This is a genomic window from Methylobacterium sp. P1-11 (genome assembly GCF_008329595.1).
GTDB lineage: Bacteria > Pseudomonadota > Alphaproteobacteria > Rhizobiales > Beijerinckiaceae > Methylobacterium.
Window position 1 is genome coordinate 73793 of record NZ_NPKS01000017.1, and the last position, 25637, is coordinate 99429.

Below are 25637 nucleotides of genomic sequence, written 5' to 3' on the forward strand. Positions count from 1 at the left end.
GCGGCCGACGTCGTTCTCCGTGCCCGTGGTCCCGGCGGCGCCTCGCCCGACGTCAAACCTGTCGGGTGGGGTGCCGGCCTCGTCGCCGAGGCGGATGGGTTCGAGGGGAAATTGCCGTCAACCGCCGTTCGGCGCCCTGGGCGCCTGGGGTTGAAACAGGCCGGGAGGAGGGACGGACCGGTGCGACGCGCCTCTTGCGCCTCCGGGGCACGCGCAGCTCTATGCTGGGCCGTGCGTCCGTCCATCGTGGTCCCGACCTCGCGAAACAATCTCGGCCGGATGGGGACCGGCCGTGAATTCTGGGGTGCGGCGGAGAAGCTCCGCCGCGTCGTGCGACACCTGCCCGATCGCGGGCGACACCCGTCGCCGCCAAGCGGACCGACTGGGCCCACCGCGACACCGCGACCGTTTTCGCAAGGAATTCGGTCGCGTCCGCGGGCCGTTGCGGCGACCGGCGGGACCGGAGAGGGTCCTCATCATTACAGACGGCCGCGCGGATTTGGCAAGGGTCAAGCGCGAATAGATGTCACGGGGCTGTCACGGCGCGCGGTCGCGGTGCGGTCCTTTTGCGCCGAACGAAGCGATTCCATGCCGGGCAGGTTCGGATCGGCTGTCCGATCCACGCCTTCGTCCTGAGGTGCGGGAGCGCAGCGCAGGCCTCGCAGGAGCCCTCCGGCCGGTCGCGCGATCCCTGGAGCCCTCCTATCGAGGCCCGCTGACGCGGGCACCTCAGAATGAGGGGGCGGCCGGGATCACCCGGTCCTCCTGTCCGGAGGACGCGGTCGTGGATCGTGCGTGTTCGTGGCCGGCGCTCAAGCGACGGCATCCGTCACTCCGCCGCCTCCAGCCGCGGCGCCACCCCGGCGAGCGCCGCGGGTTTCGGGCCGCCGGTCGCCCAGTCGAGCAGCTCGACCGTGTGGACGATCGGGATGCCGGTGCCCTTCCCGATCTGCGTCGCGCAGCCGATATTGCCGGTGGCGATCACGTCGGGGCGCACGCGCTCGATATTGGCGACCTTCCGGGCGCGCAGCTTCAGCGCCAGTTCCGGCTGCAGGATGTTGTAGGTCCCCGCCGAGCCGCAGCAGATATGGCCCTCGGGCACGTCCTTCACGGTGAAGCCCGCGCGCTTGAGCAGCGTCTTCGGCTCGGTGCGGATGCCCTGGCCGTGCTGCATCGAGCAGGCCGAGTGGTAGGCCACCACGAGGTCGCTCTCCGCGGTCGCCGCGAGGTCGAGCTGGGCGACGTACTCGGTGACGTCCTTGGCCAGGCTCGAGACCCGCTGCGCCTTCGCGGCATAGGCTGGGTCGTCGCGGAACATGAAGCCGTAATCCTTGATGGTCGTGCCGCAGCCCGAGGCCGTGACCAGGATCGCGTCGAGGCCCTTGGCGATCTCCGCATCCCAGGCGTCGATCGTCTGCTTGGCGTGGGCATGGGCGGAATCCTCCTTGCCCATGTGGTGGGTCAGCGCCCCGCAGCAGCCCTCCGCGGCGTGGACCACCTCGATGCCGTGCCGGTTGAGCAGCCGGATCGCGGCGGCGTTGAAGTCCGGCCGCAGCACGCTCTGGGCGCAGCCGCGCAGCAGGGCGACGCGCTTGACGGCCTGTCCGCCGGCCGGCGGGAACCGGCCCGGCCGGTTGGTCGGCTCGCGGGGCGGCATCCCGGCGGGGGCGAGGTCGAGCATGGCGGCGAGGCGGTTGCCGACCCGCGGCAGCCGCGCCACCAGCCCCCGGAACGGCGCGCCGAGCTTGGCGGCGGTGAGCGCCAGGCGGAAGCGGTTCGGGTAAGGCAGGACCTGGGCGAGCACGGCGCGCAGGAACCGGTCGCCGGCCGGCCGCGCGTAGGTCGCCTCGATATGGGCCCGGGCATGGTCGACGAGGTGCATGTAATGCACCCCCGACGGGCAGGTCGTCATGCAGGACAGGCAGGAGAGGCAGCGGTCGACATGCTTGACCACCTCCGGCGAGGCCGGCTTGCCGCCCTCCAGCATGTCCTTGATCAGGTAGATCCGGCCCCGCGGGGAATCGAGTTCGTCGCCCAGCAGCAGGTAGGTCGGACAGGTCGCCGTGCAGAAGCCGCAATGCACGCAGGTCCGCAGGATCTTTTCCGAGGCCGCCATGGCGGGATCGGCGAGCTGGGCGGGGGCGAAGTTGGTCTGCACGGTCTCTTCCTGCCTGCTCGCCTCCCCCGAGCGGGGAGGCGTTTGGGGATCGCAGATCCCCCATGGGGGCGGCTCGGATCGAGCGCCGCGTTGCCTTCTGCAGCGCCCCCACCTCTGGCCCCTCCCCACACGGGAGAGGGGACGAACCTCACAGCTGCGCGTACATCCGGCCCGGGTTGAGCACCCCGGCGGGATCGTGCGCCGCCTTGATGCCGGCGGTGAGCCGCATCAGCGGCTCGGCCAGCGGCTGGAACACCGGCACGGCCGCACGCACGGCGTCGGGCGCACGGACCAACGTGGCGTGGCCGCCCTGCGCCTCCACCGCCCGGCGCACCGTCCCGGCGCCGGCATCGCCCGCCGAGGCGGTGGCGAGCCAGATCAAGCCGCCGCCCCAGTCGAAGAACCAGCGGGCGTCGCGCTCCGCCGCGACCGCCGCCGCCAGGGCCGGCCCGTGGGTCGGCGCGGTGGAGATCCGCCAGAGGGCGGACTCCCGGGGCTCGGCCAGGCGCGCGGCGTCGCGCACGGACCGCCAGAGGGCGGCGCCGTCCTCGCCGTCCACGATCTCAGGCTGGCCGTAGCGCTTGAGCAGGCGGCGCAGCTCGCCCGTGCGGTATGCGATGGAGTCGGAGAAGCCTTCGAGGCGCATCAGGGTCCGCGCCTCCGGGCCGCCGATCCCCGCCGGCAGATGCGCGGCGCCCGTGAGTTCGAAGGGCGAGCCGAGGGCCTCCGACAGGGCCGTCACCGCCCGGGCATCGTCCAGGCCGGGGAAGATCAGGGTCGCCACGCGCTCGCAGGCCGGCAGCACCTTGAAGGTGACCTCCGTCAGCAGGCCCAGCGTGCCGTGGGCGCCGGCCATCAGCTTCACGAGGTCGAGCCCGGTGACGTTCTTCATCACCCGGCCGCCCGACTTGATCGCCTCGCCCCGTCCGTTGACGAAGCGCACGCCGATCAGGCTGTCGCGGGCCGCCCCGGCATTGATCCGCCGGGGCCCGGCATTGTTGATCGCCGCCACGGCCCCCAGGGTCGGTTCGCCGGCGCTGCCGTAGAGGCCGCGCAGGTCCATCGGCTCGAAGGGGAGCATCTGGCCCCGGGTGGCGAGCAGCGCCTCGACCTCGGAGAGCGGCGTCCCGGCCCGGGCCCCCACCACCATCTCGGCGGGCTCGTAGAGCGTGACCCCGGTGAGCGCCTTCGCGGAGAGTGTCGCGTTGTCCTGCGCGGGCCGGCCGAGCCCCGCGGCTGTGCCGCCGCCGGCGAGCCGCAGGCGCTCGCCGCGCCCGGCGGCCGCCCGCACGATCTCCCCGGCCTCCGCCTCGGTGCCGGGCTCGTAGACGCCCATCGTTTCCGTCCCGGTCCTGTTTGTATCCATTCCAGGACGGGTGTCGCCGGATCCGGCGGCGGATTCAAGCGCAGGTGGAGTCGCGGGGTTTCAGCGGCCGGGTTTCCACTGCGTCGCCGCTTTGCGGCGCCCGCGCGCCGTGAGCCTATTCCGCCGGCGCCGTCCGGCCCGGACGCAGACGTGCCAGGACCTCGCGGCGCAGGCCGGCGATGTCGAAGAGCCAGACCAGCGCCCCGTAGAGGCCCATCCCGGCCGGAACCAGGATGGCCAGCGCCAGGGCGGGCGGCAGGTGCCGGAAGGGGGCGAGGGCCAGGCCCATCGCCGCGCAGGCGAGGGCCGCCACCCCGATCTCCCCCCAGGGCAGCGCGATGCGCTCCGGGCCGGTGAGCGCGCGCCAGCCGAGCCACAAACCGGCGGCCGCGAGACCCGCACTCTGCGCCAGCGCGACGCCGATCCCGCCCATCCGATCCGGCAGGACCAGCAGTCCGGCGCCGTTCACCGCCAGACCGACCAGGGCGGCGGCGACCACCGGCAAGGTCCGGCGGCGGATCTGGAAGACCGGATTGAGGGCGTAGAACATCATCGACAGGCAGAACAGGCCCGGCATCAGCACGATGCTGTAGGTCTCGAACGGCCCGCGATAGGCATCCGGCACAACCAGCCCCTGGAGCGCCGGCAGCACGGCCCAGAAGCCGACCGCGCAGGGGGCCAGCAGGGCGAACACGGTGCCGGCATTGGCTGCGACCTGCGCCTCGGCGGCGGTGCGGCCGCTCTGCTCCTCGGCCTGCACGGCGAGCTGGAACAGCAGCAGGTCGAGGGCGGTGCCCAGCGTCATCAGCGCGCGCCCGGTGACGTCGGCGGCCAGGGCGAAATACCCGGCCTCGGCGAAGCCGGCATGGCCCGCAATGGCGCCGCGGTTGAAGAAGGCGAGGCATTGATAGGCGGTGTTGGCGGCGATGAGCGGCAGGCCGTAGCGCGCGAAGACCCGCCAGGTCGCCGACAGGCGCGGTCGCTCGAAGGGCGTGCGCGGATCGCGCAGAGGGTGGCGCAGCAGCAGCACCGCCAGGAGCTGGCTGAGCCCGGCGGCCGCCAGGACCCAGGCCGGCTGGGGCAGCCACCAGGCCGCGCCCGCCATCAGGGCGAAGGACAGGACGTTCTTCACCGCGACGAGGCCGAGATAGAGCTTGCCGTCGAACCGCGCCCGGGCGAGGGCCGCGTGGTAGTCGAACACGCCGATCCCCAGCGCCGCGAGGCCGGTGCCGCACAGAACCGCCTCGCGCCCGTCGGCGCCGCCGGCAAAGCCGAAGGCGCCGCACAGGGCGGCGGCGGCGAGCAGCAGCAGGCCGATGCGCAGATAGGCCCGGTCGAGCCCGTGGCGGATCCAGGGCTCGTCGACGCGCACGCGTCCCGAGTAGAACCGCGTCGCCGACAGGCGCAGCCACTCGAACAGCACCGTGTTCAGCACGATGGCGCCGGTGGTCGCGAAGGCGAACCGGCCGAAATCGGCCGGCCCCAGCAGCTTGGCGATCAGCAGGCCGAGGACGAAGTTGAGCCCCGCATTGAAGACGAAGGCGACGATCACGGCCATGGACGGCGTCTCATGAGCTGCGGGATCTCTCAGGTCATCCCGCGCGCTGTAGCGCGGGAGCCGTAAAACTCTCCTAACCGGCCGGGATCAGGGCGGACAGCCTCACAAAGCCCGCTCGTAGCGCCAAGCCTCCATCCCGTCCTCGTAATAATCGGGCCGCACCGCGAAGCGGGTATAGCCCCGGCGCTGGTAGAGGCGGATGCCGGCGCCGTTATCGGCGCGCACCTCCAGCCGGAGCCGATCGCAACCCTGGGCGCGGGCGCGGGCCTCCGCGGCGTCCAGGAGCCGGCCGCCGAGGCCGAGGCCGCCGCGGTTCGGCGCCACCGCGATCGAGGCCAGGCGGGCGATCCGGCTGCTGCGCCGCCGCTCCAGCACTGCGGCACCGACCAGGACCGGGGTCGGATCCCCGTCCGGCGCGTCGATCAGCGCCGCCAGCACGTCCATGGTGGGCGACAGGATCGCGTGGCGGATCGCCCGGCGCTCGGCCCGGTCGGTGGCGAAGGCGGCGTGCTCCAGGGCGACCAGGGCGTCGAGATCGGCGAGCGTGGCGGTGCGGATCCTCGGCTCGGGGCACCCGTCGCCGACCGGATTGCGCAGGGGCGCGCTCACGCCCGCGCCGTCGCGGAGGATCTGATCGGCCCGGCCATCTTGTGCTCGCCTGCGTCTTCTGCCCGACCGGTCAGATGCCCGCTTCCGCCCCACTTGGGAAGTCCGGACGGCCGGATCGGCGCCAGCGAGATGCGGCGTTTTTGCAACGGGCCGCGAAGGGTGTGAATTCCGGGCGGAAAAGCGGGCGTTGCGGAGCCTCTTCCCCTTGCCGCGCGAGGCTCGTCTCCGTATATGCGCCGTGCCCAATTTCGCACGTGCCTGTGGCCGCGTGTCGGTTGGTGGGCATCCGGTCAACTGCCGGACAGCCGCCAGGGGTCTTAAAGGATCGATGGTCGCAAGGGTGGATCCCTACGGCCGGCATCCAGGTGGCAACACCGGACCCCGACAACAACCGGCAGCCGGAGGCGAAACCGGCGAACCCCGCTCTCCACGGGGGACGCAGCTTAAAGCAACGACGAACGGGCTTTTTTGGTCTCGTCGGCCCTCCACAGGCCGGCACCGAAGAGGCTTGTTTCTCTTTGCCCGGCGTGCGGTGGGGGTCCTCCCTTCCAATCCACGGCAGCTTCCGGGTGCTCTGCGCCCGCACTGATGCACGCGTCTCCAAAGCGCGTGGGTCCGCGCGACGCATCGCCCCCTGACGCCGGCGGCCGGTCCTGGCCGTCATCTTCGACAGCGCGCCCCGCGTAAGGGCGCTCGCGAACCCGTGCCGGGAGACGACCATGACCGACCGCATCCGTGACTTCCTGCGCGTGCGCCGCGACCTCGGTCAGGACGAGGGCCCCGTGATGGTCCTCGATCTCGACGTCGTGCGCGACAACTACACCGCCTTCGCGCGGTCCCTGCCGGACACCCGAGTGTTCTATGCCGTGAAGGCGAACCCGGCCCCCGAGGTGCTGCGCCTGCTCGCCGAGATGGGCTCCTGCTTCGACACCGCCTCGGTCGCCGAGATGGAGATGGTGCTGGCCGCCGGCGCCACCGCCGACCGGATCTCCTACGGCAACACCATCAAGAAGGAGCGCTGCATCGGCCGCGCCCTGAAGCTCGGCATCCGCCTGTTCGCGGTCGACTGCCAGGCCGAGGTGGAGAAGATCGCCCGGGCCGCCGAGGCCACGGACGTGCCGACCCGCGAGATCCGGGTGTTCTGCCGCATCCTGTGCGACGGCGCGGGCGCCGACTGGCCGCTCTCCCGCAAGTTCGGCTGCGTGCCCGAGATGGCCGCGGACGTGCTGGAGCACGCCCATCGCCAGGGGCTCGAGGCCTACGGGATCTCGTTCCACGTCGGCTCGCAGCAGGGCAACACCGAGGCCTGGGACGGGGCGCTCGGCTCGGCGGCGGCGATCTTCCGCGAGTGCGCGGAGCGCGGCATCGGCCTGTCGATGGTCAATCTCGGCGGCGGCTTCCCGACCAAGTACCTCAAGGCGGTTCCGGGCGTGGAGAGCTACGGCGAGGCGATCTTCCGCGGCCTGACCAAGCATTTCGGCAACCAGATCCCCGAAACGATCATCGAGCCGGGCCGCGGCATGGTCGGCAATGCCGGCCTGATCGAGGCCGAGGTCGTGCTGGTCTCGAAGAAGTCCGCCGAAGCCGACGAGGTCCGATGGGTCTATCTCGACATCGGCAAGTTCGGCGGCCTGGCCGAGACCATGGACGAGGCGATCCGCTACCCGATCCGCACCGCGCGGGACGGGGACGCGACCGAGCCCTGCGTCATCGCCGGTCCGACCTGCGACTCGGTGGACGTGCTCTACGAGCGGCAGCTCTATCCGCTGCCGGTCTCGCTCTCGATCGGCGACAAGGTGCTGATCGAGGGCGCGGGCGCCTACACCACGACCTACGCGGCGGTGGCCTTCAACGGCTTCCCGCCCCTTCAGCAGATCGTCATCTGATCTGCTGCAGAAGATCCCGGCAGCCCTCGGCTGCTGGGACTGATCTCCCGCTGCCGCACTGACGGAAGGCGCTCGGCCGTCCGTCACACCGTCGCTTCTCCCGCTTTCCGGCCCGGGGAGGGCACAGCCATGATCGAGATCCGCGCGGAGCATTGCCACGACGTCCCGGCGCGCGAGCGCCTGCTCGACGCGTGCTTTCCGGGCAACCGACGCGCCAAGACCTCGGAGCGCCTGCGCGAGGGCCGTCTGCCGGCCCGCGGCCTCGCCTTCGCGGCGATGCGCGCCGGGCGCCTCGTCGGCACCCTGCGGCTGTGGCACGTCGAGGCCGGGCTCGCCCGGCCGGCGCTGCTGCTCGGCCCGCTCGCCGTCGATCCGGCGATCCAGGGCCAGGGGCTCGGCTCCGTGATGATGCAGGCCGCTCTCGGCCGGGCCGAATCGCTCGGCCACGGCGCCGTGCTGCTGGTCGGCGACGCGCCCTACTATGCCCGCTTCGGCTTCGACCGGGCGCTCGCGGAGGGCCTGACCCTGCCGGGCCCGTTCGAGCGCGCGCGCTTCCTCGGGCTGGAACTGCGCGCGGGCGCGCTGGCGGGGGCCGAGGGGCTGGTCCGGGCGACCGGCGTGCTGTCGCCGGTCGAGGCGGTGGCGAACGAGGCCCAGGTCGCGCGACGACGCGCCGCCTGAGCGGGGGTGTCATGGGTCGCCGGGTTGAGGCGGCGGCTCGTCTTTGCGAGCGCAGCGAAGCAACCCAGGGCAGCGCGCGATCTCTGACCGTAGCGAATCCCTGGGTCGCTTCGCTGCGCTCGCGATGACGGCGTGCAAGCCTGGCATGTCGGGGCTGCGGCCGCGTCCACGGCCCTGGCCGGCCTCATGCATTGCGCCGGGCGCCCGCGATCCCGCATAGACGGGGCGCCGGCCTCCGGAGAAGGTTGTTCGACCGATGCAGATCGCCACGCCCTACCTGATGTTCCTGGGCGACGTGCCCGACACGCTGGCGGCCAAGACCGCCTACGGGATCAAGGACTGGCGCCCCGAATGGTGCGTCGGCCAGATGCGCCTGCCGGGCTGTGCCGCCGATCTCGGCATCCCCGACATGACCCTGCCCGAGGCCCTGGCGAAGGGCTGCCGGACCCTGGTGATCGGCGTCGTCAACGCCGGCGGCGTGCTGCCGGACCATTGGGTCAAGGAGATCGTCGCGGCGATCGAGGCGGGTCTCGACGTGGCGAGCGGCCTGCACGTCAAGCTCGGCGCGGTGCCGGCCATCGCGGAGGCCGCCGCCCGGCGCGGCCGCCAGCTCCACGACGTCCGCCACACCGACGAGCGCTTCCCCACGGGCAAGGGTACCAAGCGGGCGGGGCGGCGCCTGCTCACCGTCGGGACCGATTGCTCGGTCGGCAAGAAGTACACCGTGCTGGCCCTGGAGCGCGGCATGCGCGAGCGCGGCCTCGACGCGGATTTCTGCGCCACCGGCCAGACCGGCGTATTCATCTCCGGCAAGGGCGTCGCCATCGACGCCGTCGTGGCCGACTTCATCTCCGGGGCCGTCGAGACGATCTCGCCGGAGGCCGCCCCGAACCACTGGGATCTGATCGAGGGTCAGGGCTCGCTCTACCACCCGTCCTTCGCCGGCGTGAGCCTCGGCCTGCTGCACGGCGCGCAGGCCGACGCCTTCGTGGTCTGCCATGAGCCGACCCGCACCACGATGCGCGGCGTGAAGCACCCCCTGCCGACCATCCGGCAGGTCATCGACCTCACCGTGCAACTCGGCAGCCTGACCAACCCGGCGATCAAGCCGGTGGGCATCGCGGTCAACACCCAGGAGCTCGCCGAGGGCGAGGCCCGGGCGCTCCTCGAGACACTCGCGTCCGAGCACGACCTCCCCGCCACCGACCCGGTGCGCTTCGGCGTCGACGGGCTGGTCGACCGGATCGTCGCCGACTTCCCGGCGATCTGATACCGTTGCCTGCGCTGGCTCCGACACCGTCTTCGCGAGCACAGCGAGGCGATCCAGGGTAGCGCCACGGGCTCCAGCGCCGCGCATCACCGGGTCGCTTCGCTCGCGATGACGGCGCGGACTGCATCGACCGAAGGCTCCAACCGGGAAACCCGACGCCATGGCCCGCCGTCTGACCCTCGCCGTCGAGCGCTTCCCGATCGCGGGGGCCTTCACGATCTCCCGCGGCAGCCGCACGGAGATCGCCGTGGTGGTGGCGACGATCACCGACGGGGACCGGATCGGGCGCGGCGAGTGCGTGCCCTATCCGCGCTACGGCGAGAGCGTCGAGAGCGTCAGCGCCCTGATCGAGGGGCAGGCGGAGGCGATCGCTTCCGGGATCGGCCGGGACGCGCTGATGGCGCGCATGAAGGCCGGCGCGGCGCGCAACGCCCTCGACTGCGCGCTGTTCGACCTTGAGGCGAAGCTCCAGGGCCGCCCCGCCTGGGCGATCGCCGGCTTGCCGGCGCCGCGTCCGGCCATCACCGCCTACACGCTGAGCCTCGGCACACCCGAGAGCATGGGCGAAGCCGCCCGCAAGGCGGCGCACCGGCCGCTGCTCAAGGTCAAGCTCGGCGGGGATGGGGACCCGGAGCGCATCGCCGCCGTGCGGGAAGGTGCCCCCGAATCCCGGCTGATCGTCGATGCCAACGAGGCGTGGCGGCCGGAAAACGTGGAGGCCAATCTCGCCGCCTGCCTGAAGGCCGGCGTCGCGCTGATCGAGCAGCCATTGCCGGCCGATGCCGATTCCCTGCTCGCCGAAATCGCGCATCCGGTGCCGGTCTGCGCCGACGAGAGCCTGCACGATCGCGCCGGGCTCGACGCGCTCGCCGGGCGCTACGACGCGATCAACATCAAGCTCGACAAGACCGGCGGCCTGACCGAGGCGGTGCTCCTCGCCGGCGAGGCGCGGGCGCGGGGGCTCTCGGTCATGGTCGGCTGCATGCTCGGCACCTCGCTCGGCATGGCACCCGCGGCGCTTCTGGCCGAGGGGGCCGATTTCGTGGATCTCGACGGGCCGCTGCTGCTGGCCCGCGACCGCGACCCCCCGCTCCGCTACGAAGGCAGCCTCATGCACCCGCCCACGCCGGAGCTGTGGGGGTAGGGCAGATAAGCTCGCGCCGTTCCCGGTCGGCTTGGAACGGGGTCGATGGCCGCGTCCGCGCCGCGCCTCCGAAGCTTTTCACCCGCTCCACCACGTCGTCATCCGGGCTCCGCTCTCCAGCCCCGGGATGACGGCGGCATGGCCGGTCGCTTGACGGAAGGCGGTGCCCCGCCCTGTGGAGATCCCCGGGTGCGAGGATAGGGATCGCCCCGGCTGTCACCGCCGGGGCATCACAACGGGTTTGGGATTAGGTATACCAGAAGGCTTGCGTTCCGCCCGCCCGGCTGCCATCCATCGCGGGTGCGATGGGGGCTGCGGCGGAGACGCGCTGTTCCCAGCAGCCAGACAACACACAGCAGTCTTCAATGCTGGGGAGGAACGACGTGGCCAGAAACATCCTGATCCTGGGGGCCTCCTACGGCTCGCTCCTGGGCACAAAGCTCCTGATGGCCGGTCACAACGTGACCCTGGTCTGCCGCCGGAAGACCGCGGACCTGATCAACCGCGAGGGGACCGAGGTCCGCATCAAGCTGCGCGACGAGAAGGAGCACCGCGCGATCCACTCGCGCGACCTGCCCGGCAAGGTCGACGCGATGCCGCCGGAAGACGTCGACGTCTCGCGCTACGACCTCGTCGGCCTCGCCATGCAGGAGCCGCAGTACAACAACCACACGATCCGCGTCCTCATGATCAAGATCGCGGCGGCGAAGCTGCCGTGCCTGTCGATCATGAACATGCCGCCGCTGCCTTACCTCAAGCGGATCCCGGCGCTCGCCGCCATGGACCTCGAGGACGCCTACACCAATGCCGGCGTGTGGGACCGGTTCGAGCCGGGCCTGGTGTCGCTCTGCTCCCCCGATCCGCAGGCCTTCCGGCCGCCCGAGGAGGAGGCCAATGTCCTCCACGTCGGCCTGCCGACGAACTTCAAGGCCGCGACCTTCGAAGACGAGGCGCACAACACGCTTCTCCGCGAGCTGGAGGCCGATATCGACGCCGTGCGCCTCGACGGGCACGACGTGCCGGTGAAGCTCAAGGTGTTCGACTCGCTGTTCGTGCCGCTCGCCAAATGGTCGATGCTGCTCACCGGCAATTACCGCTGCATCACCCCGGGCGAGCCGCAATCGATCCACGACGCCGTCCACGGCGATCTGGCGCGATCGCGGGCGATCTACGACCATGTCGATGGGATCGCCCGGAAGCTCGGTGCGGATCCCGCCGATCAGGTACCGTTCGAGAAATACGCCAAGGCCGCCGAGAGCCTGCTGAAGCCGTCCTCTGCGGCGCGCGCCGTGGCGAACGGGGCGCCCTACATCGAGCGCGTCGACCTGCTGGTGAAGCTGATCTCGCACCAGCTCGGCGAGCCGAACGCCGAGATCGACCGCACCGTCGAGACCGTCGACCGGAAGCTCGACGAGCGCATCATCGAGGGCTGACGGGCGCGTCATCGGGCGCGACGCCGCGCGGCGTCGCGCCGTCGGCACGAGCGTAGCGCAGTGACCCGGAACGGCGCGCCGTCAGTCGGCCTGGCGCTTCTCGATTGCTTCGCTCCGTTTGCAGAGACGGCCTGCGAGCCGTCCTACTCCGCCAGATCCAGGAAGTGCCGCCCCTGCCGGTCGTCGATCTCGATGATCCAGAGATCGGAGTCGAACCGGATCTCCTTGGTCAGGCGCTCCTCCACGTCGAGCGGGCTGCCGCCGGTGACGATCGCGGCGAAGCGGCGGTCACCGCTCTCCTCGGCCTCGAACAGGGCCTGCGGCGCCGGTCCGTAGAGGTCGGCGCTGCCGTCGAGCCGATCGACCTTCACGAAAATCGCGCCCGCCTCCGCGGATCCGCGCCGGCGCAGCACGGCCGGGATGCCCGCGACGTCCAGGCGCCGCAGATGGGCCGAAACCCAGAAATCGGAGCGCAGGCGCATGCGTCTGTGGCCCTGTGAAGATCGGCGCGCCGCAGGATGGGCGGTCCGATACGGCGGTCGGATCCTGAACCCCGGGGTCCAGAGCGGTGCTGCATCCGCCATGCGCGAAAGCGCCCGTTCGAGCAACCTCGGGCGCGCCGCACGGCTCCCTGAAGCCGCAACGGTTCCCGGCGCAGAATATTCCGCCGAAAAAATCAGTATTTTTCGGGATTAAAAAAGAACTGAATGATGTGCGTCAGCGCACATCTATAGTATTTCCTGCCGATTAACTGAGCAAAGGGCGCCCGAATTCGCATGTCACGATGATTTAAGGAGCACTCCGATGTGGAGAATGACCTCGCTCACGACGCTGGTCGTCGCCTGCCTGTGCGGTGTTGCGCCGTCGGCCCACGCCCGTTCGGAGACGCTCATGGATTTACTGGACAACCGCGACTCCGCGTCTTGCCCGCGCTACCAGCGCACGCCGCAGGATCGCTGCAACATCGTCGTGCATCGGCCCGGCGGTAATCCCACGCAGGACATGACCGGATCGATCGGCCACGCGAAGTCCTGGCAGGCCAATGGCGGTCCGCGCTGCAAGACGATCTGCCGGTTCACCGGCACGCAGTACTGAGGGACGCGCCTTCCGCATGCCCCGGTGGATAGAGACCCGCGCCGCGATCAGGCCGGCGCGGGTCTTCGTCGGGTGTGACGCGTGTTACATCCGCTCGCGCCGTTCCCGATCGGGCTGAGACGGGGGCGCTAGCCGAGCCCGTGCCGAACGAGGCACGGATCCCCTCTCCCGTGCGGGAGAGGGACAGGGTGAGGGATCAGGTCTGTCCGGGCGAGGCGCATTCCGGCCGGGCGGTGATGGCGCGCTCGACCCGGACGCGTCTCGCCGCTCACCCCAACCCTCTCCCGCACGGGAGAGGAGGCATGAGGGCGGCGGAATGGCGCGGCTGCCTCGACCGGGGACGCCCGTCTTCCAGACCGATGCAACGCGATCGGGATCGGCCCTAGCCGTGGCCCGCCCGCGCCACCAGTTCGCGCAGGGTCCGGCCCGTCGCCTCTCCGGTCACCGGCAGCTTGGCGCCGCGCTCGAACTTCTCGATCGCCGCCCGGGTGCCGGGCCCCATCGCGCCGTCGGGCTTCACCGCGTAGCCGAGCTTCGACAGCGCCTTCTGGGCGCGCAGCACCGGGTCGCCGTCCTTCCCGGGCTTGGCCGCATTGGCGTCCTTCGTCTCCTTCGGGACCGGCTTAGCGGTCGGTCGAACCGGCGACGCCTTCGGGGTGACCGAGGCGGTGGTCTCCTCCGACCGGATCAGCTCGCCGATCGCGTCCCGGGCCGCCGGCTTGGCGGGGGGCGGCGCGGCGGCGCGGTCGGCCTCGATGACGCGAACCGGATCCCGGCCCGCGTCCCGGACGGGCTCCTTGGCGGCCGGCGCCGCCTCCCGCGAGGCAGGCGCCTTCTGGGCGAGCTTCGGCAGGATCGGCGCCGGATGGCGTCCGGACTGGTAGCCGAGGGCGTTGACGCAGACGAAGCCCGCAGCCGCCACGGCGACGAGGCTGCCGAGAACGGTGCCCGGGCTGGTCCGGCAGGTGGCTCCCGTGGCCTTCAGCGCGCCGACGAGGACGGCGCGCCAGTCGCCCTGGATGGCGGCACGGCGCGGCCCGGGACCGCGCGCGCGGCCGGGTTCGCCCGGTACGGTGATCTCGCGGTAGCCTGACATCCTATCTCCTTCCGGGGGATCTGCGGATCAGCCGGTGCGGCGCAGGACCGGGTCGGCCGGGGCCGAGGCGGTGCTCGGCTCCGCGTCGAACAGGCCGAGCGGCAGGCGCACCACCCGGCGCTGTGTCGGGGCGCCCCGCACGGCGGTGCGGATCTGTGCCGGGCCATGGGCAAGGGCCGGAGCCCGGCAGACGAGAGGCAGGGTGACGGTCACGACGGTCCCGGCCTGCGGCGCGCTCTCGATCAGGAGAGCGCCGCCATGCAGGCCGACCAAGCCCTGCACCACCGAGAGGCCGAGGCCGGTCCCCTCGTGCTGGCGCTTGTAGTCGCCGCTCCCGGCCTGGAAGAACGGGGTGCCGAGCTTGGGCAGGTCGTCTGCACCGATGCCGAGACCGGTATCGGCCACGACGATGTCCAGGCTGCCCGCGCCGCGGCGCAGGGACAGGTCGACGCGGCCGCCGCGCGGGGTGAACTTCACGGCGTTCGAGATGAGGTTGATCAGGACCTGCCGGCAGGCGGCGGGATCGGCCGTGATCTCCACGGGCCCCGATGGGGCGGCGGTGAGGACGATTCCGGCGGCGTCGGCCTTCAGGCGCATCAGGTCGCAGCAGGCCTGGAGCAGGCCCGCGATGTCGAAGGATTCCGGCGCGCAGTCGAAGTTGCCGCTCTGGATCCGGCTCATGTCGAGCAGCGTGTTCACGACGCCGAGCAGGTGGTGGCCGGAGGCTCCGATGATCCCGGCATATTCCCGCGCCTGATCCGGGCCGAGGCTGACGGCGCCTTCGCCCGACAGAACCTCGGAGAAGCCGATGATCGCGTTGAGCGGCGTGCGCAGCTCGTGGGTGACGTTGGCCAGAAACCGGCCCTTGATCGCGTCGGCCCGCTCGGCCTCGGCGCGGGCGCGTTCCAGCTCCACGGCGTGCCGGTGGTGCTCGGTCATGTCGCGGGTGACCGCCACCACCGCCATGGCGGCATCGTGCGGCCCGTGCTCGATCCGGTGGGCGCGCATCTCGGCATGGATCAGGCTCGCGCCGTCGGCGCGGCCGGCCGCGGGCTCGACATGCAGGCGCAGCGGCAGGGTCGCGGGCCGGCCGGTCGCGGCCACGTCGCTCACCGCCTTGAGGAAGGCCGGCCGATCGGCCACGTGGACCCGCTCTAGCAGCCCGTGGCCGCGCAGCCGCACCGGATCGCTGCCCAGCAGGCGCATGGCCGAGACGGAGGCTTCCAGAACCCGGCCGTTGCGGTCGTGCCAGGTCACGAGATCGTCGATCGCCGAGAGCAGAAGCCGGTCGCGGGCCTCGTTGTCGCGCAGCCGCTCGCGCCAGACGCCCTCGTTGCGCATGTGCTCCAGAGCCTGGGCGGCGACATGGCCGATCGCCGTGATCGCGAAGGCCGGCAGGGCGTAGGCGGCCGAGATGTCCATGACCGGCAGGGAATCGGCCCAGGCGCCCAGGGCCACCACGGCCAGCACGCCGAGAATCGCTATGACGGAGGCCGCGATCGTCGCGCGGAGCGAGCCGGAGACCAGCGCTTCCAGGGGGATCGCCACCAGCCAGACCGCGGCGGGCGAGGCGGCACCGCCGGTGACGCCCGCCAAGGCGACGACGAGCCCCGTCAGGCCCGCCGAGGAGACCGCGTGGGCGACCCAGAGGGATCCGGTGCGGGCGAGCAGGACGGCGGCGAAGACCGGCAGCAGCAGGCTCGCGATCGCCAGGACCTCGAAGCCCGACGGTACCCCGCGCCAGAGCAGGTAGGGCGGCAACCCGGCCATCATGACCGCGCCGGTCGCCAGACGCGACACCAGGAAGCGCTGGTGGCGCGCGCGGGCGGCCGGATTGTCGGCCACGGATTCGTGGACGAGACCTGCGAGCCGGTCGTCGATCAACGACGTCAGGACAGTCTTCATGGTCAAGGTTGGCACGCGCCGCGCAGAATGCGTTCCCGCATCCGTCGCGCCTCCAGTTCGACTTCGAACGACTTCCGGACGGTCGCAGAGCCGGCTTAAACGAGTGTTGCGGATCTTGTCCGAATGATCGGGATGCTTTCCGCGAGGTAACCAACCGATCGCGAACAAGCTTCGTTCACCATCGCGCCGGAAAGCTCGGCTCGGTAGAGGCCCGGTTCACGAAATCCGTCGAATGCTTGCGTTCGACCTGGAGCGGAGGAACCGTCCCATGACCGTTTTGCTGCGCGCCGCGCTGGTGATCGGTGTGCTCTCCTACTTCGCCCTGCTGCGCACCGGTGCGGATCCGGCCGCCGAAGCCCGAAGACTTGCCGGCGCGGTGCCGAGCGCCCAGGCGGCGCTGCCGGCCGGCCTCGACGCCGTGCCGCCCGAAACCCGCGAGCGGGCGGTGCGCGCCGTCCTGGCCCGCGGCCTGATGGCGGAGCTGAGCCGCCGCGCCGCTGAGCCGGTGCCCTCGAACGACACCCTCCAGGAGACCGACCGGCAACCCGCTTGGCGGGGTGCCGATCCGCAGGCCGATCCGCAGCCTGGTCCGCGCCTCGAACCCCGCTGACGGCCCGCCGGTCAGGCCGGCTCCCCTCCGCCCGACGCCCTCGCCCGCGCCGGCAGGGGCGGCCGCTGCGCGGCGACGCGCTCGGCGCCCTGGCGCAGCTTGGCTTCCGGGCCGTGAAGGGGCTGGTGGGCCTCGCTGCGCCCGCGCTCGGCGAGCGGCCGGTCGAGGATCGCGGCGATCAGGTCCCGGGATGCCGGCCGGCTCACGGTGCGGAACAGCCGCACGAGGTCGGCCACCCGCTCGGCCGAGCGGGCCACCCCCTGGTTGAGGGTCAGGAAGATGTAGACCGCCTCCTCCTCGTGCAGGCCGGCGGCCCGCAGGCCGAGGGTCAGCAGGTCGTAGCGCGCGCTCGGATCGGCCACCACGGTCAGGAAATCGCGCGGCAGGCCGAGGCCGTCGGCCAGGGATGCCATGAAGGCCGGCACGTCGCGGGTGGCGGACAGGCCGGTCAGGGTCTCGCCGAGGCCGCGGGGCGGCGGCGGACAGGGGCGCAGGGCTGCGGTCGCCTCGACGGTCCGGCCGATCACCGTGCGGCGCATCGGATCGGCGTGCAGGTACAGGGGCACGAGGTCGGCGGCCGAGACGTCGGGCCGGACCAGGAGGAGCCGGGCGAGGTCGGGGGCGCTGCGGCCGCGGTTTACGAGCCGCGCCAGGGCTGCCCCCCGCAGGGTATGGCCGAGATTGGCCGCCAGCGCGCGGTCGATCTCGGGGCGGCCCTCACGGGAGAGTTCGTCCACCGCCTCGCGGCTCAGCCCGGCCCGGGCCGCGATGCGGGCGGCGATATCCGACCCCTCGGCCAGGGCCGCCTCGATCAGGCGATGGCTCAGGGTCGGGGCCAGTTCCACCACCGCGTCGCGGGCCTCGCCGCCGCGCCGCGCCAGCGCCTCCAGCACAGCCGGCGGCGTCTCTGGGCAGGGGGCCAGCTTGCGGGCCACCACCCGGGCCGTCTCCTCATCCACCGTCGGGATCAGGCCGCAGGCCAGGGATTCGAAGATCTCGACCTCGGTTCTGTCCCGGGCCGCGGCCCGGACGAACAGATCCGTCTGAACCCGGAGGATCACCGGCTTGAGATCGAGATTCTCGATGCGTGACAGTTCGAGGAGCCCGGACAGGTCCGGCGGAGCATCGACGGATGAGGGCATGGAGGATCGGTTACGCAAGACTGCAGTAAGGTCACGCTAACCGCATCGACGTGAATCGACCTTTAAACCGCCTCCGCCACGGCCGTGCCGTCCTGCATCATGGTGGCCCGCATCCGGGCCAGGCCTCAGCGCGTCAGCCAGAGCGTGAGGCCAAGTCCCACCGCCGCCGCGGCGATGAAGCCGATATAGAGCGGCAGCACCCAGGGCTGCCGCTGGTGCGCGTATCCCTTCGCCGCCCGCTCCGAGGGTGCCCGCTCGTTCTGCCGGGCGATCCGCACCTCCTGGGATGTCGGCGGCGTCCCGCCGGCCTCCTCGCAGGTCCCGAGCGGGGCCGCGCCGATATCCATATGCGGGGTCTTGTCGGCGGTTCGGCCGCTGTCGATGTCGCCTTTGAGCTGGGCGGTGGTCGGCGCCTCGGAATCCGGCGGCGGATCGCAGGGCAGGTTCCCGGGCGGCGGCGGGGTCTCGGATCGCAACGTCATCGGCGGGGCTCCAGTCTACGGAGTCAACGCCCGGACGACCCGGTCGGCTGCGGCCAGGATGTCGCGGATCTCAGCTCTCCCCGGCCCCGCGCTTCAGCAGCGGCCGTGCGAGCATCTGCCCTTGGTCGCTGAAGCCCGCCGCGGCACAGAAGGCGCGCAGGGCCGCCTGGTCGGGCCCCGCGGCCAGCAGAAGCCGGTCGCAGCCCGCCTGCCGTGCCGCCCGGCCGGCAGCCTTCAGCAGCACCCGGCCGATCCCCCGCCGACGGGACTCGGCCGCGACCGCGAGGCTGGTGATCAGGCCGAAGGGCCGCGGCGCCTCAAGGGTCCGGATGGGGGAGACGGTGATGAGGCCGCTCGGCGGTCCCCATTCCACCGCGACGAGGGCGGTGCCGCCGTCCCGCTGCAGGGCCTCGAGCCGGGCTGCGAGATCCGCGGCACCGACCGCGATCCCCGTCTCGCCCAGCAGGGCCGTGAGCCCGGCTGCGTCCGGGCCCGCGGCGGCGCGGATCTCCAGCCCGTAGCGATTGCTCAAATCTTGCTCCCGATCGGCCTGCCCGGGCGTTCAACGCGTCGCAGCGCGATCCGTCGCCTCCGGGCGCGGCTCGCAGGGGCGGCATCCGGGCCGTGGGAAAGGGTGCGGCGGAGTCGCAATTGCCGATGAGCCCCTCGGGCGATGCGGCGCTCGGGATCCACATTCGGCGAGGTCGCCCGCAATGTTCGCGGGCCGGAACGCGCTCGCAACCTGGCGCTTTGCTTCCCTGTCGAAGATCAGGGAGCGGCAGAATGGCGGGTCGGGTGACGGATCAATCCGCCGATGCGGAGGCAGGCGTGCCGCCGCCGCCGGAGACCGGGCGGACGGTGTCGCAGCCTGAGCCGAACGGGAAAGCGGATCCGGTCGAGCGGCACAAGGCCGAGACGGAGATCGCCGCCGGCGACGTCGCCGACGATCTCGCCGATTTCGCGTGATCCGGCCGGCGCGCGGGCTGCACGCCGGCCGGGATCCAGGAGCTCGGCCCGTGCCGGGCTCAGGCCGATCTCAGGCCGTCTCTTTGGCCTTGCGGGGGCGGCTCGCGCGCTTCGGCTTCTCGGCCACCTCCTCGACGGGCTCCGGCACCGGCGCCGGCGCCGGGGCGGCGGATTTGCGGCGCTGCTGACCGAGGCCGAGGCTGCGGGCGAGTTCCGAGCGCTGAGCCGAGTAGCTCGCGGCCGTCGACGGATAGTCGCGCGGCAGCCCGAAGCGCTCGCGATACTGCTCGATCGTCAGGCCGTTACGCGACAGATGACGCTTCAGCGTCTTGTACGGCTTGCCGTCGATGAAGGAGATCAGCGCGTCCGGCGTCACCGACTTGCGGATCTGGGCCGGGGTCGGCTTGTCGGCCGTCTCGGTGACCGTCGCGGCGGGCGCGGAGAGCTTCGTCAGCGCCGCGTGAACGCCGGCGAGCAGACCGGGCAGCTCGCTGATGGGCACGGAATTGTTCGAGACATAGGCCGAGACGATGTCCGATGCCTGCTCGATAAAGGTCTGCTGCTGCTCAGTCGCGTTGTCGTCCATCGATGATTCCCTCTATCCGACCGTGGTGTGACGGTTCTAACGTCTGTGCAGCAAAATCAAGTCGTCGTCGAGCATTTCCCTACACAATGCCCCGGTCGTGAACACGCATATTGTTGAAGCCGTCGGTCCAGCTGAAATCGACCGTCGAGCAAACCGACACGCCGGAGGCGAGGTTGGATGAGACCGGGGCGTGCGGAAGGGGCCGGTTATGCCTTCTGCCGCGATCACGCCGCCGGCTTCCTCTGCGAAGATCGGTCTCGGGTCTGATGAGACGCCCGGAACTTCACGCCGCGGCCTGTTGCGACGTGCCGTCAGTCCGTCCACGCGGAACGAACGTTTCAACCGGACTGTCACCTGATCTGCAGCGGTCCGGTCCTGGCCTCGGCCGCATCCTGGCCATAAGGATTCGGACGGGGCGGGATCCGGGGGCGATCGACGTGGACCAGCAATCGGAGCCGGGCACCGTCTTCGGCGCCGCCGTCCCGTTCGTGGATTACTGCGGGATCGAGGCCCTCGACGTGCGCGCGGGCCGGACGCGCCTGCGCCTCGCCCTGCGGCCGGAGCATTCCAACAATCTCGGCATCGCCCATGGCGGCGCGCTCTGCACCCTGCTCGACGTCGCCCTCGGAACGGCGGCCCGGCTGCGGGCGGGGCGCCCCGTGGTGACGCTCGACATGCAGACCCGCTTCCTCTCGCCCGGGCGCGGCGTCCTGATTGCGGAGGGTCAGGTCACCCGGGCGGGCCGGTCGGTGATCTTCTGCGAGGCCGAGATCCGCGATGCGGCCGGGGATCTGGTGGCGACCGCCACGGGGCTGCTCAAGCCCGTCGGCGAGCGGTCGGCGACGGCCTAGACGGCACGCCGCCGTCGTGAATGACGGCGCCGGAGCCCTGCGCGCTCGTGCGGGGCCGCGTTTGCATTGACGTGCGACCGGCAGGGTGGAAAAGCCTGTGTCATGACGAAGCCGGATGATGCGCGCGCAGCCCTGGTTGCGCCTCCCTCAGAGGCCGACGTGACGGCCATGAAGTCCGAGGCCGCCGCGTGGTTCGAGACGCTGCGTGACCGCATCCTCGCGGCCTTCGAGGCCCTGGAGGCGGAGGCCGCGGGCCCGTTCCATCCCGACGCGCCCGAGGGCCCCGGAACGTTCGAGAAGACCCCATGGAACCGGACCGACCATACCGGCCGGCCCGGCGGCGGCGGCGTCATGGCGATGCTGCGCGGCCGCGTCTTCGAGAAGGCGGGGGTGCACATCTCGACGGTGCACGGCGAGTTCGCGCCGGAATTTCGGGCCCAGATGCCCGGCGCCGCCGAGGATCCGCGCTTCTTCGCCACCGGCATCTCGCTGATCGCCCATCCGTGGAATCCGCACGTGCCGACGGTGCACATGAACACCCGGTTCGTCGCGACGACGCGGGCCTGGTTCGGCGGCGGGGCCGACCTGACCCCGGTGCTCGAGCGGCGCCGCAACCAGGACGATCCGGACAGCCGACGCTTCCATGCCTGCCTGGAGCGGGCCTGTACGGCGCACGGCATCGATCACGCCGGCTACAAGGCGTGGTGCGACGAGTATTTCCACCTCAAGCACCGGAACGAGCCGCGCGGCATCGGCGGGATCTTCTACGATTATCGCTGGAGCGGGGATCCACAGGCCGACCTCGCCTTCACGCGTGACGTCGGTCGGGCCTTCCTGGAGGCTTATCCGAAGATCGTGCGCGACAACGTCGCCACGCCCTGGACCGAGGCGGACCGCCACGAGCAGCAGGTGCGGCGCGGCCGCTACGTCGAGTTCAACCTGCTCTACGACCGGGGCACGATCTTCGGCCTGAAGACCGGCGGCAATGTCGCCTCGATCCTGTCCTCGATGCCGCCGACCGTGCGCTGGCCGTGAGTGCGGGTCTGCCGGCCGCCTACGCCCCGCAGCAGGACGCAGCGCTGAAGGCGATCGCCGCGTGGCGGCGGGAGGGGGGATCTCAGGTGTTCCGGCTGTTCGGCTATGCCGGCACCGGCAAGACCACCCTCGCGCGCCGGATCGCCGAGGATGTCGACGGCACGGTGGTCTACGGGGCCTTCACCGGCAAGGCGGCCTCGGTGATGCGCCAGAAGGGCTGCTACGACGCCGCGACGATCCACTCGCTGATCTACCGCACCAAGGAGGCGGAGGAGGGCGGCCCGACCTTCACGCTGAACCGGTCGGGCCCGGCCGCCAAGGCGGATCTCATCATCATCGACGAGTGCTCGATGGTCGATTCCGACCTCGGCAACGATCTCCTGTCCTTCGAGCGGCCGGTGCTCGTCCTGGGCGACCCGGCCCAGCTGCCGCCGGTGCGCGGCGGCGGCTTCTTCACCGAGGCCGAGCCCGACGTGATGCTCACGGAGGTTCACCGGCAGGCCAAGGACGACCCGATCGTCCGCATGGCGATGACGATCCGCGAGGGTGGCCGGCTGGACCTCGGCCGATACGGGCAGAGCCGGGTCGTGTCGCGCCGCGCCCTGGATCCGGCCGAGGTGCTCGAATGCGACCAGGTGCTGGTCGGCCTCAACAAGACGCGCCGCCTCTACAACGCCCGGCTCCGGGAACTGGCCGGCCACACCGATCCGATGCCGGCGATCGGCGAGAAGCTGGTCTGCCTGCGCAACGACCGGGTGAAGGGCCTGCTCAACGGCTCGACCTGGACGGTCCAGGCGCTGCGCGCGCCGCCGCGGCCGGACCTGATCCGCCTCGACGTGGTGCCGGAGGACGACCCGGCGCTGCGCCGGAAGCCCACCGACATCAAGGTGCTGCGCGCGATGATCTCCGGCACGGACGAGGAGATCCCGCTGTTCCTGCGGCGCGAGACGGATGAGTTCACCTACGGCTACGCGCTGACGGTGCACAAGGCGCAGGGATCGCAATGGGACCGGGTGACCTTGTTCGACGAATCCTACGCGTTCCGCGAGCACCGGGCGCGCTGGCTCTACACCGGCCTCACCCGCGCGGCGCAGGCGATCACCGTGGTGGTCTGAGCCGGCCGAGGCGCGTGACGTCGCTTGTGAAGCCGGGCCGCGCGTGCTAGGCACCGGCCGTCTCATCGAGGCACCTCGCGGAGAGGTGGCAGAGCGGTTGAATGCACCGCACTCGAAATGCGGCATGCCTGCAAGGGCATCGGGGGTTCGAATCCCCCCCTCTCCGCCAGTTACTATTGATTTATAATGTTTTTGGCTGAATTGAAGTTTGCTTCACCCTTCGCCCCACCAGCGAATGGGAAGTCAACCTCGTCTGGTCAGTGGCTCATCAGACAGCAGGCGGCCGCCTCGGCCAGCAGGTCGCGCGCGACCCCGCCGAAGAATCACTCGCGCAAGCGGCTGTAACCGAAGGCGCCGCTCACGATCAGGTCCGCATCTGCGTCGACCGCCGCTCTCTGCAGTTCCTCGGCGGCGGTCGAAGCCGAGACTGCGACTTGCCGCGTCGTCGCATTCACATCGTGTCGCGCGAGGTAGCGCGCCACGTCCTCGACCTCGGACCCGTCCTCGGCTACCCGCAGCACTTGGACTGCCTTGGCGCGCCTGCTCGCACTCCGCTCGACCGCCCGGCGGGAGACCGACCGGGACCGTCTGGACGCCATCGCGGTCGAGGTCGACGACCAAGCGGCGGGGATCGCCTGTCACGCCCTGAACAGGCCGACTGAGCCGCGACTGCTGGGCGCCGCCACGGTGGCGATCGACGCAGCGCGCTCGACGGTCCGCGGCCCGCCATGTCCACTACGGAGAGTCGGACAGATTTAGCTGAATGGCTGCAATGGGCGCGAAGCGAGAGGGCCGCTTTTCGGTCGAAGACGAAGTCTCGCTCGTCGCCAGGAGCCGAATAGGGCCGGAGCGAGCTCTTGGCTGAACCGATCTGCATCTACAATCACCGCAGATGACATCCAACAGCTTGAGCGACCTCGTGTGATGTCAGCCCAAAATCACACAGAAAATCATCATCCATTGGAAAGCCGGCTTCCCCCACCGCCTTGCTCAAGCTCCGGCGCCAGGAACTGAAGGGGCCGTGAACCTCCGAGTGGTTCACGGAACTATTAACTACGTAGGCGCCAGACACAGGGAGTGGGACAGCCGCTCCGCCGTGCTCCTGCGCGGTTTCAGGCCAGCGATAGTGCTCGTGCAGGACAGCATGGGGATCGCGCTGCAGCGCATCGGGCGCTTCGGGGACAAGCCGCGCGACCACGCTCGAACCGCAGAGACGCTGGAAGCTTCCGTCAAAGATACGCTCGTCCGGCAGGCGGATCGCCCGGTGCCCTCGGATGTCGGCAATGAAGCCGTCGGCGATGTACCCGCCCAGTGCCCCAGCCGGGATCACGGTCCGTGCCGCCTCGACGAGCCGACGGTCGACCCAGTCGTCGCTGTCGAGGAACATCAGCAGACCACCGCCTTCCGCCAGAGTACGCTGCGCTATCAGGTGCTTCTTGCGCCCGCTGTCGAGATTGTCAGCACGGACGGCCTCGACCGGCCAATCGGCGGCGATAAAGCTAACCCGGCGATCAAGGGACGCGATGGCTGGCTGGTCATGTCCAGCGATGACGACACGGAATGCCTGATCCGTCTGGGCCGCGGCTGACCTGAGGGTCAGGCCGAGCAGCGCCTCAACGAGCGGCCAGTCCGTCGCAGTGTCACGCGCGATCAGAGGTATGCCGAAGGTGAAAGGTTCCGCCACGATCCGCTGCCCTCAGAATAGCCCTGGGCCGCATTGAGCTGCGGCGACATCACGCGTAAGCGCACGGACATGCGTGGCGTAGAAGCGGCAACATTGCTCGTAGAGGGTTCGGACGCCTTCATCCATCATGAGCTTATCGTAGCTGGCCCTGACTGCTGGCAGCCCGACTGCGATGCTGAGGTCTTCCTCCTCGTTCCGGTCGAAGACAGGCCAGTTCGCCTCGCGCGACCACCTGATGTTCAGACCGCCGCCTCGTCGGTGTTTGACGATGTAGTCCTCCCAAGAACGCGTATTGTAGTGGTTGACCTGAGCAAGCTCCCAGGAGACCGTCCCCGGCTCGGATTGCAGAAAGTCTCCGTGCGACTCGTCGTAGAAGTAGGCGGGTAGTATAGTACCTGCTCCATTCACATAGCGAAGTGTGTCGCGTGCGTCCGCGCGCGGAAAGCGTGGCTGATGCGGTAGCAGCTTGCAGCCGTAAACTTCCGTTTTCGTGAAGAGTGTTTTGTAGGGTCGATTGACGCCGTGTTCCAGAGGCGCTGCCCTGCTGAACCGCTCCGTCACGAAGTCCCGAGACCATGTGCGGTGGCCGGAACTGCCGAATACGCGCCAGTTGACGAGAATGGCGGTGCTCCCGGGAACGGCCGTGATCAGGTCTGTCACGCGCCGCTTGCCGACATGAACGTTGAGGAACTCGTCGGCATCGAGCACCATGACCCAGTCTGCCTCCGTCAGGATGGGCAGCGTCTCGGCGTGGGCATAGGCGGCGAGTTGGGGCTTGTCTCCTGGCGCAACCGTATGGGGCAGATGGGTGAGCAGACCGAGCGTCTGAAGGCGGTCGAGGAGTGCCGGTGAACCGTCGACGCAGTCGTTCGTGCAGATGACGATATCCGTAAACCCGATCGCACGGTGGTAGGTGAGCCATTCTGGTATGTACGGGCCCTCGTTTCGCATGGTCGCGACGAGGA

25 protein-coding genes, 1 tRNA gene and 1 pseudogene are annotated in these 25637 nt (G+C 70.7%); 14 read left to right on the forward strand and 13 right to left on the reverse strand.

Translation table 11 applies throughout. The features are described from left to right. Positions 1-829: 829 nt before the first annotated feature. From glcF to CIW48_RS18225, 4 genes are all read right to left on the reverse strand, one after another. Entirely contained in the window at positions 830-2158 is a 1329-nt protein-coding gene (glcF, locus tag CIW48_RS18210) for a glycolate oxidase subunit GlcF (RefSeq protein ID WP_149312025.1), read from the reverse strand. A 148-nt stretch (positions 2159-2306) separates the two neighbouring features. Beyond that, positions 2307-3494: an FAD-binding protein gene (locus CIW48_RS18215; protein ID WP_149312026.1), complete on the reverse strand. Its 1188-nt coding sequence runs from the start codon at positions 3492-3494 to the stop codon at positions 2307-2309. Between the two features lie 145 nt (positions 3495-3639). Then, positions 3640-5082 carry a lipopolysaccharide biosynthesis protein gene (locus CIW48_RS18220; protein WP_149312027.1) on the reverse strand — a complete coding sequence of 481 codons (1443 nt, stop codon included), beginning with the start codon at positions 5080-5082 and terminating at the stop codon, positions 3640-3642. A gap of 102 nt (positions 5083-5184) precedes the next feature. Continuing rightward, positions 5185-5691 carry an N-acetyltransferase gene (locus CIW48_RS18225; protein WP_149312028.1) on the reverse strand — a complete coding sequence of 169 codons (507 nt, stop codon included), beginning with the start codon at positions 5689-5691 and terminating at the stop codon, positions 5185-5187. Positions 5692-6410: 719 nt separating this feature from the next. Here CIW48_RS18225 and CIW48_RS18230 point away from each other — a divergent pair. The 5 genes from CIW48_RS18230 (at position 6411) to CIW48_RS18250 (ending at position 12105) form a co-directional block, all read left to right on the forward strand. After that, the gene (locus CIW48_RS18230; RefSeq protein ID WP_149312029.1) at positions 6411-7577 is read left to right on the forward strand and encodes a type III PLP-dependent enzyme; all 1167 of its coding nucleotides are present in this window, start codon (positions 6411-6413) and stop codon (positions 7575-7577) included. 129 nt (positions 7578-7706) lie between these two features. Continuing rightward, positions 7707-8258, forward strand: coding sequence for an N-acetyltransferase (locus CIW48_RS18235; protein ID WP_091784408.1), 552 nt, complete (start codon positions 7707-7709; stop codon positions 8256-8258). 256 nt (positions 8259-8514) lie between these two features. Next, positions 8515-9528, forward strand: a complete 1014-nt coding sequence (gene dgcN, locus CIW48_RS18240) for an N-acetyltransferase DgcN (RefSeq protein WP_149312030.1) — start codon at positions 8515-8517, stop codon at positions 9526-9528. A gap of 160 nt (positions 9529-9688) precedes the next feature. Further along, the gene (gene dgcA, locus CIW48_RS18245; RefSeq protein ID WP_149312031.1) at positions 9689-10672 is read left to right on the forward strand and encodes an N-acetyl-D-Glu racemase DgcA; all 984 of its coding nucleotides are present in this window, start codon (positions 9689-9691) and stop codon (positions 10670-10672) included. 383 nt (positions 10673-11055) lie between these two features. Next, on the forward strand, positions 11056-12105 hold the full coding sequence (locus CIW48_RS18250) for a 2-dehydropantoate 2-reductase N-terminal domain-containing protein (RefSeq protein WP_091784417.1): 1050 nt from the start codon (positions 11056-11058) through the stop codon (positions 12103-12105). A 143-nt stretch (positions 12106-12248) separates the two neighbouring features. On the opposite strand, the gene CIW48_RS18255 is transcribed toward CIW48_RS18250, so the two are convergent. After that, complete coding sequence (locus tag CIW48_RS18255; protein WP_091784420.1) at positions 12249-12587, reverse strand: DUF1491 family protein; 339 nt, start codon at positions 12585-12587, stop codon at positions 12249-12251. A 322-nt stretch (positions 12588-12909) separates the two neighbouring features. Here CIW48_RS18255 and CIW48_RS18260 point away from each other — a divergent pair, with 322 nt between their 5' ends. Beyond that, positions 12910-13200 (forward strand): hypothetical protein, encoded by a 291-nt coding sequence (locus CIW48_RS18260; RefSeq protein ID WP_149312032.1) that lies wholly within the window; start codon positions 12910-12912, stop codon positions 13198-13200. Positions 13201-13582: 382 nt separating this feature from the next. On the opposite strand, the gene CIW48_RS18265 is transcribed toward CIW48_RS18260, so the two are convergent. Together CIW48_RS18265 and CIW48_RS18270 are read right to left on the reverse strand one after the other, a co-directional pair. Further along, positions 13583-14296, reverse strand: a complete 714-nt coding sequence (locus CIW48_RS18265; protein ID WP_149312033.1) for a peptidoglycan-binding domain-containing protein — start codon at positions 14294-14296, stop codon at positions 13583-13585. 27 nt (positions 14297-14323) lie between these two features. After that, complete coding sequence (locus CIW48_RS18270; RefSeq protein WP_246695308.1) at positions 14324-16201, reverse strand: PAS domain-containing sensor histidine kinase; 1878 nt, start codon at positions 16199-16201, stop codon at positions 14324-14326. Positions 16202-16469: 268 nt separating this feature from the next. On the opposite strand from CIW48_RS18270, the gene CIW48_RS18275 reads away from it, so the two are divergent. Beyond that, the gene (locus CIW48_RS18275; protein WP_149312035.1) at positions 16470-16811 is read left to right on the forward strand and encodes a hypothetical protein; all 342 of its coding nucleotides are present in this window, start codon (positions 16470-16472) and stop codon (positions 16809-16811) included. 11 nt (positions 16812-16822) lie between these two features. Here CIW48_RS18275 and CIW48_RS18280 read toward each other — a convergent pair whose 3' ends face one another. The 3 genes from CIW48_RS18280 to CIW48_RS18290 all read right to left on the reverse strand — a co-directional run bounded on the left by CIW48_RS18280 (position 16823) and on the right by CIW48_RS18290 (position 18967). Further along, positions 16823-17953: a DUF2336 domain-containing protein gene (locus tag CIW48_RS18280; protein ID WP_149312036.1), complete on the reverse strand. Its 1131-nt coding sequence runs from the start codon at positions 17951-17953 to the stop codon at positions 16823-16825. 125 nt (positions 17954-18078) lie between these two features. Then, positions 18079-18435: a hypothetical protein gene (locus CIW48_RS18285; protein ID WP_149312037.1), complete on the reverse strand. Its 357-nt coding sequence runs from the start codon at positions 18433-18435 to the stop codon at positions 18079-18081. Between the two features lie 70 nt (positions 18436-18505). Beyond that, positions 18506-18967 (reverse strand): GNAT family N-acetyltransferase, encoded by a 462-nt coding sequence (locus CIW48_RS18290; protein ID WP_149312038.1) that lies wholly within the window; start codon positions 18965-18967, stop codon positions 18506-18508. Positions 18968-19218: 251 nt separating this feature from the next. Here CIW48_RS18290 and CIW48_RS18295 point away from each other — a divergent pair, with 251 nt between their 5' ends. Further along, positions 19219-19401 (forward strand): hypothetical protein, encoded by a 183-nt coding sequence (locus tag CIW48_RS18295; RefSeq protein WP_149312039.1) that lies wholly within the window; start codon positions 19219-19221, stop codon positions 19399-19401. 70 nt (positions 19402-19471) lie between these two features. Here CIW48_RS18295 and CIW48_RS18300 read toward each other — a convergent pair whose 3' ends face one another. Next, entirely contained in the window at positions 19472-19987 is a 516-nt protein-coding gene (locus CIW48_RS18300; protein WP_091784446.1) for a MucR family transcriptional regulator, read from the reverse strand. A 437-nt stretch (positions 19988-20424) separates the two neighbouring features. Here CIW48_RS18300 and CIW48_RS18305 point away from each other — a divergent pair, with 437 nt between their 5' ends. The 4 genes from CIW48_RS18305 (at position 20425) to CIW48_RS18320 (ending at position 23157) form a co-directional block, all read left to right on the forward strand. Further along, positions 20425-20838: a PaaI family thioesterase gene (locus CIW48_RS18305; protein ID WP_149312040.1), complete on the forward strand. Its 414-nt coding sequence runs from the start codon at positions 20425-20427 to the stop codon at positions 20836-20838. 102 nt (positions 20839-20940) lie between these two features. After that, positions 20941-21873 carry an oxygen-dependent coproporphyrinogen oxidase gene (gene hemF, locus CIW48_RS18310; RefSeq protein WP_149312041.1) on the forward strand — a complete coding sequence of 311 codons (933 nt, stop codon included), beginning with the start codon at positions 20941-20943 and terminating at the stop codon, positions 21871-21873. Then, positions 21870-22988 (forward strand): AAA family ATPase, encoded by a 1119-nt coding sequence (locus CIW48_RS18315; protein WP_149312042.1) that lies wholly within the window; start codon positions 21870-21872, stop codon positions 22986-22988. Before hemF ends, CIW48_RS18315 begins: the two co-directional genes overlap by 4 nt. 79 nt (positions 22989-23067) lie before the next feature. Further along, positions 23068-23157: transfer RNA gene (locus CIW48_RS18320), tRNA-Ser, on the forward strand. A gap of 154 nt (positions 23158-23311) precedes the next feature. Here the strand turns inward: CIW48_RS18320 and CIW48_RS33315 are convergent. Continuing rightward, positions 23312-23470 carry a hypothetical protein gene (locus CIW48_RS33315; protein ID WP_173009304.1) on the reverse strand — a complete coding sequence of 53 codons (159 nt, stop codon included), beginning with the start codon at positions 23468-23470 and terminating at the stop codon, positions 23312-23314. A 46-nt stretch (positions 23471-23516) separates the two neighbouring features. Between CIW48_RS33315 and CIW48_RS34055 the strand changes: the two are divergent. Then, positions 23517-23747: pseudogene (locus tag CIW48_RS34055) on the forward strand (C4-dicarboxylate ABC transporter substrate-binding protein); the annotation flags it as partial. A gap of 373 nt (positions 23748-24120) precedes the next feature. Further along, the gene (locus tag CIW48_RS18330) at positions 24121-24576 is read left to right on the forward strand and encodes a hypothetical protein (RefSeq protein WP_149312043.1); all 456 of its coding nucleotides are present in this window, start codon (positions 24121-24123) and stop codon (positions 24574-24576) included. 108 nt (positions 24577-24684) lie between these two features. On the opposite strand, the gene CIW48_RS18335 is transcribed toward CIW48_RS18330, so the two are convergent. After that, on the reverse strand, positions 24685-25623 hold the full coding sequence (locus tag CIW48_RS18335; RefSeq protein ID WP_207105490.1) for a glycosyltransferase family 2 protein: 939 nt from the start codon (positions 25621-25623) through the stop codon (positions 24685-24687). Positions 25624-25637 lie beyond the last annotated feature (14 nt).

What these genes read in the sequence shown, in the direction of transcription:
- CIW48_RS18215 (WP_149312026.1), bottom strand. Translation starts at nt 3,494, where the DNA reads ATGGGCGTCTACGAGCCCGGCACCGAGGCGGAGGCCGGGGAGATCGTG.
- CIW48_RS18220 (WP_149312027.1), bottom strand. Translation starts at nt 5,082, where the DNA reads ATGGCCGTGATCGTCGCCTTCGTCTTCAATGCGGGGCTCAACTTCGTC.
- CIW48_RS18230 (WP_149312029.1), top strand. Translation starts at nt 6,411, where the DNA reads ATGACCGACCGCATCCGTGACTTCCTGCGCGTGCGCCGCGACCTCGGT.
- CIW48_RS18235 (WP_091784408.1), top strand. Translation starts at nt 7,707, where the DNA reads ATGATCGAGATCCGCGCGGAGCATTGCCACGACGTCCCGGCGCGCGAG.
- dgcN (WP_149312030.1), top strand. Translation starts at nt 8,515, where the DNA reads ATGCAGATCGCCACGCCCTACCTGATGTTCCTGGGCGACGTGCCCGAC.
- dgcA (WP_149312031.1), top strand. Translation starts at nt 9,689, where the DNA reads ATGGCCCGCCGTCTGACCCTCGCCGTCGAGCGCTTCCCGATCGCGGGG.
- CIW48_RS18255 (WP_091784420.1), bottom strand. Translation starts at nt 12,587, where the DNA reads ATGCGCCTGCGCTCCGATTTCTGGGTTTCGGCCCATCTGCGGCGCCTG.
- CIW48_RS18260 (WP_149312032.1), top strand. Translation starts at nt 12,910, where the DNA reads ATGTGGAGAATGACCTCGCTCACGACGCTGGTCGTCGCCTGCCTGTGC.
- CIW48_RS18265 (WP_149312033.1), bottom strand. Translation starts at nt 14,296, where the DNA reads ATGTCAGGCTACCGCGAGATCACCGTACCGGGCGAACCCGGCCGCGCG.
- CIW48_RS18270 (WP_246695308.1), bottom strand. Translation starts at nt 16,201, where the DNA reads ATGAAGACTGTCCTGACGTCGTTGATCGACGACCGGCTCGCAGGTCTC.
- CIW48_RS18275 (WP_149312035.1), top strand. Translation starts at nt 16,470, where the DNA reads ATGACCGTTTTGCTGCGCGCCGCGCTGGTGATCGGTGTGCTCTCCTAC.
- CIW48_RS18280 (WP_149312036.1), bottom strand. Translation starts at nt 17,953, where the DNA reads ATGCCCTCATCCGTCGATGCTCCGCCGGACCTGTCCGGGCTCCTCGAA.
- CIW48_RS18285 (WP_149312037.1), bottom strand. Translation starts at nt 18,435, where the DNA reads ATGACGTTGCGATCCGAGACCCCGCCGCCGCCCGGGAACCTGCCCTGC.
- CIW48_RS18295 (WP_149312039.1), top strand. Translation starts at nt 19,219, where the DNA reads ATGGCGGGTCGGGTGACGGATCAATCCGCCGATGCGGAGGCAGGCGTG.
- CIW48_RS18300 (WP_091784446.1), bottom strand. Translation starts at nt 19,987, where the DNA reads ATGGACGACAACGCGACTGAGCAGCAGCAGACCTTTATCGAGCAGGCA.
- hemF (WP_149312041.1), top strand. Translation starts at nt 20,941, where the DNA reads ATGACGAAGCCGGATGATGCGCGCGCAGCCCTGGTTGCGCCTCCCTCA.
- CIW48_RS18335 (WP_207105490.1), bottom strand. Translation starts at nt 25,623, where the DNA reads ATGCGAAACGAGGGCCCGTACATACCAGAATGGCTCACCTACCACCGT.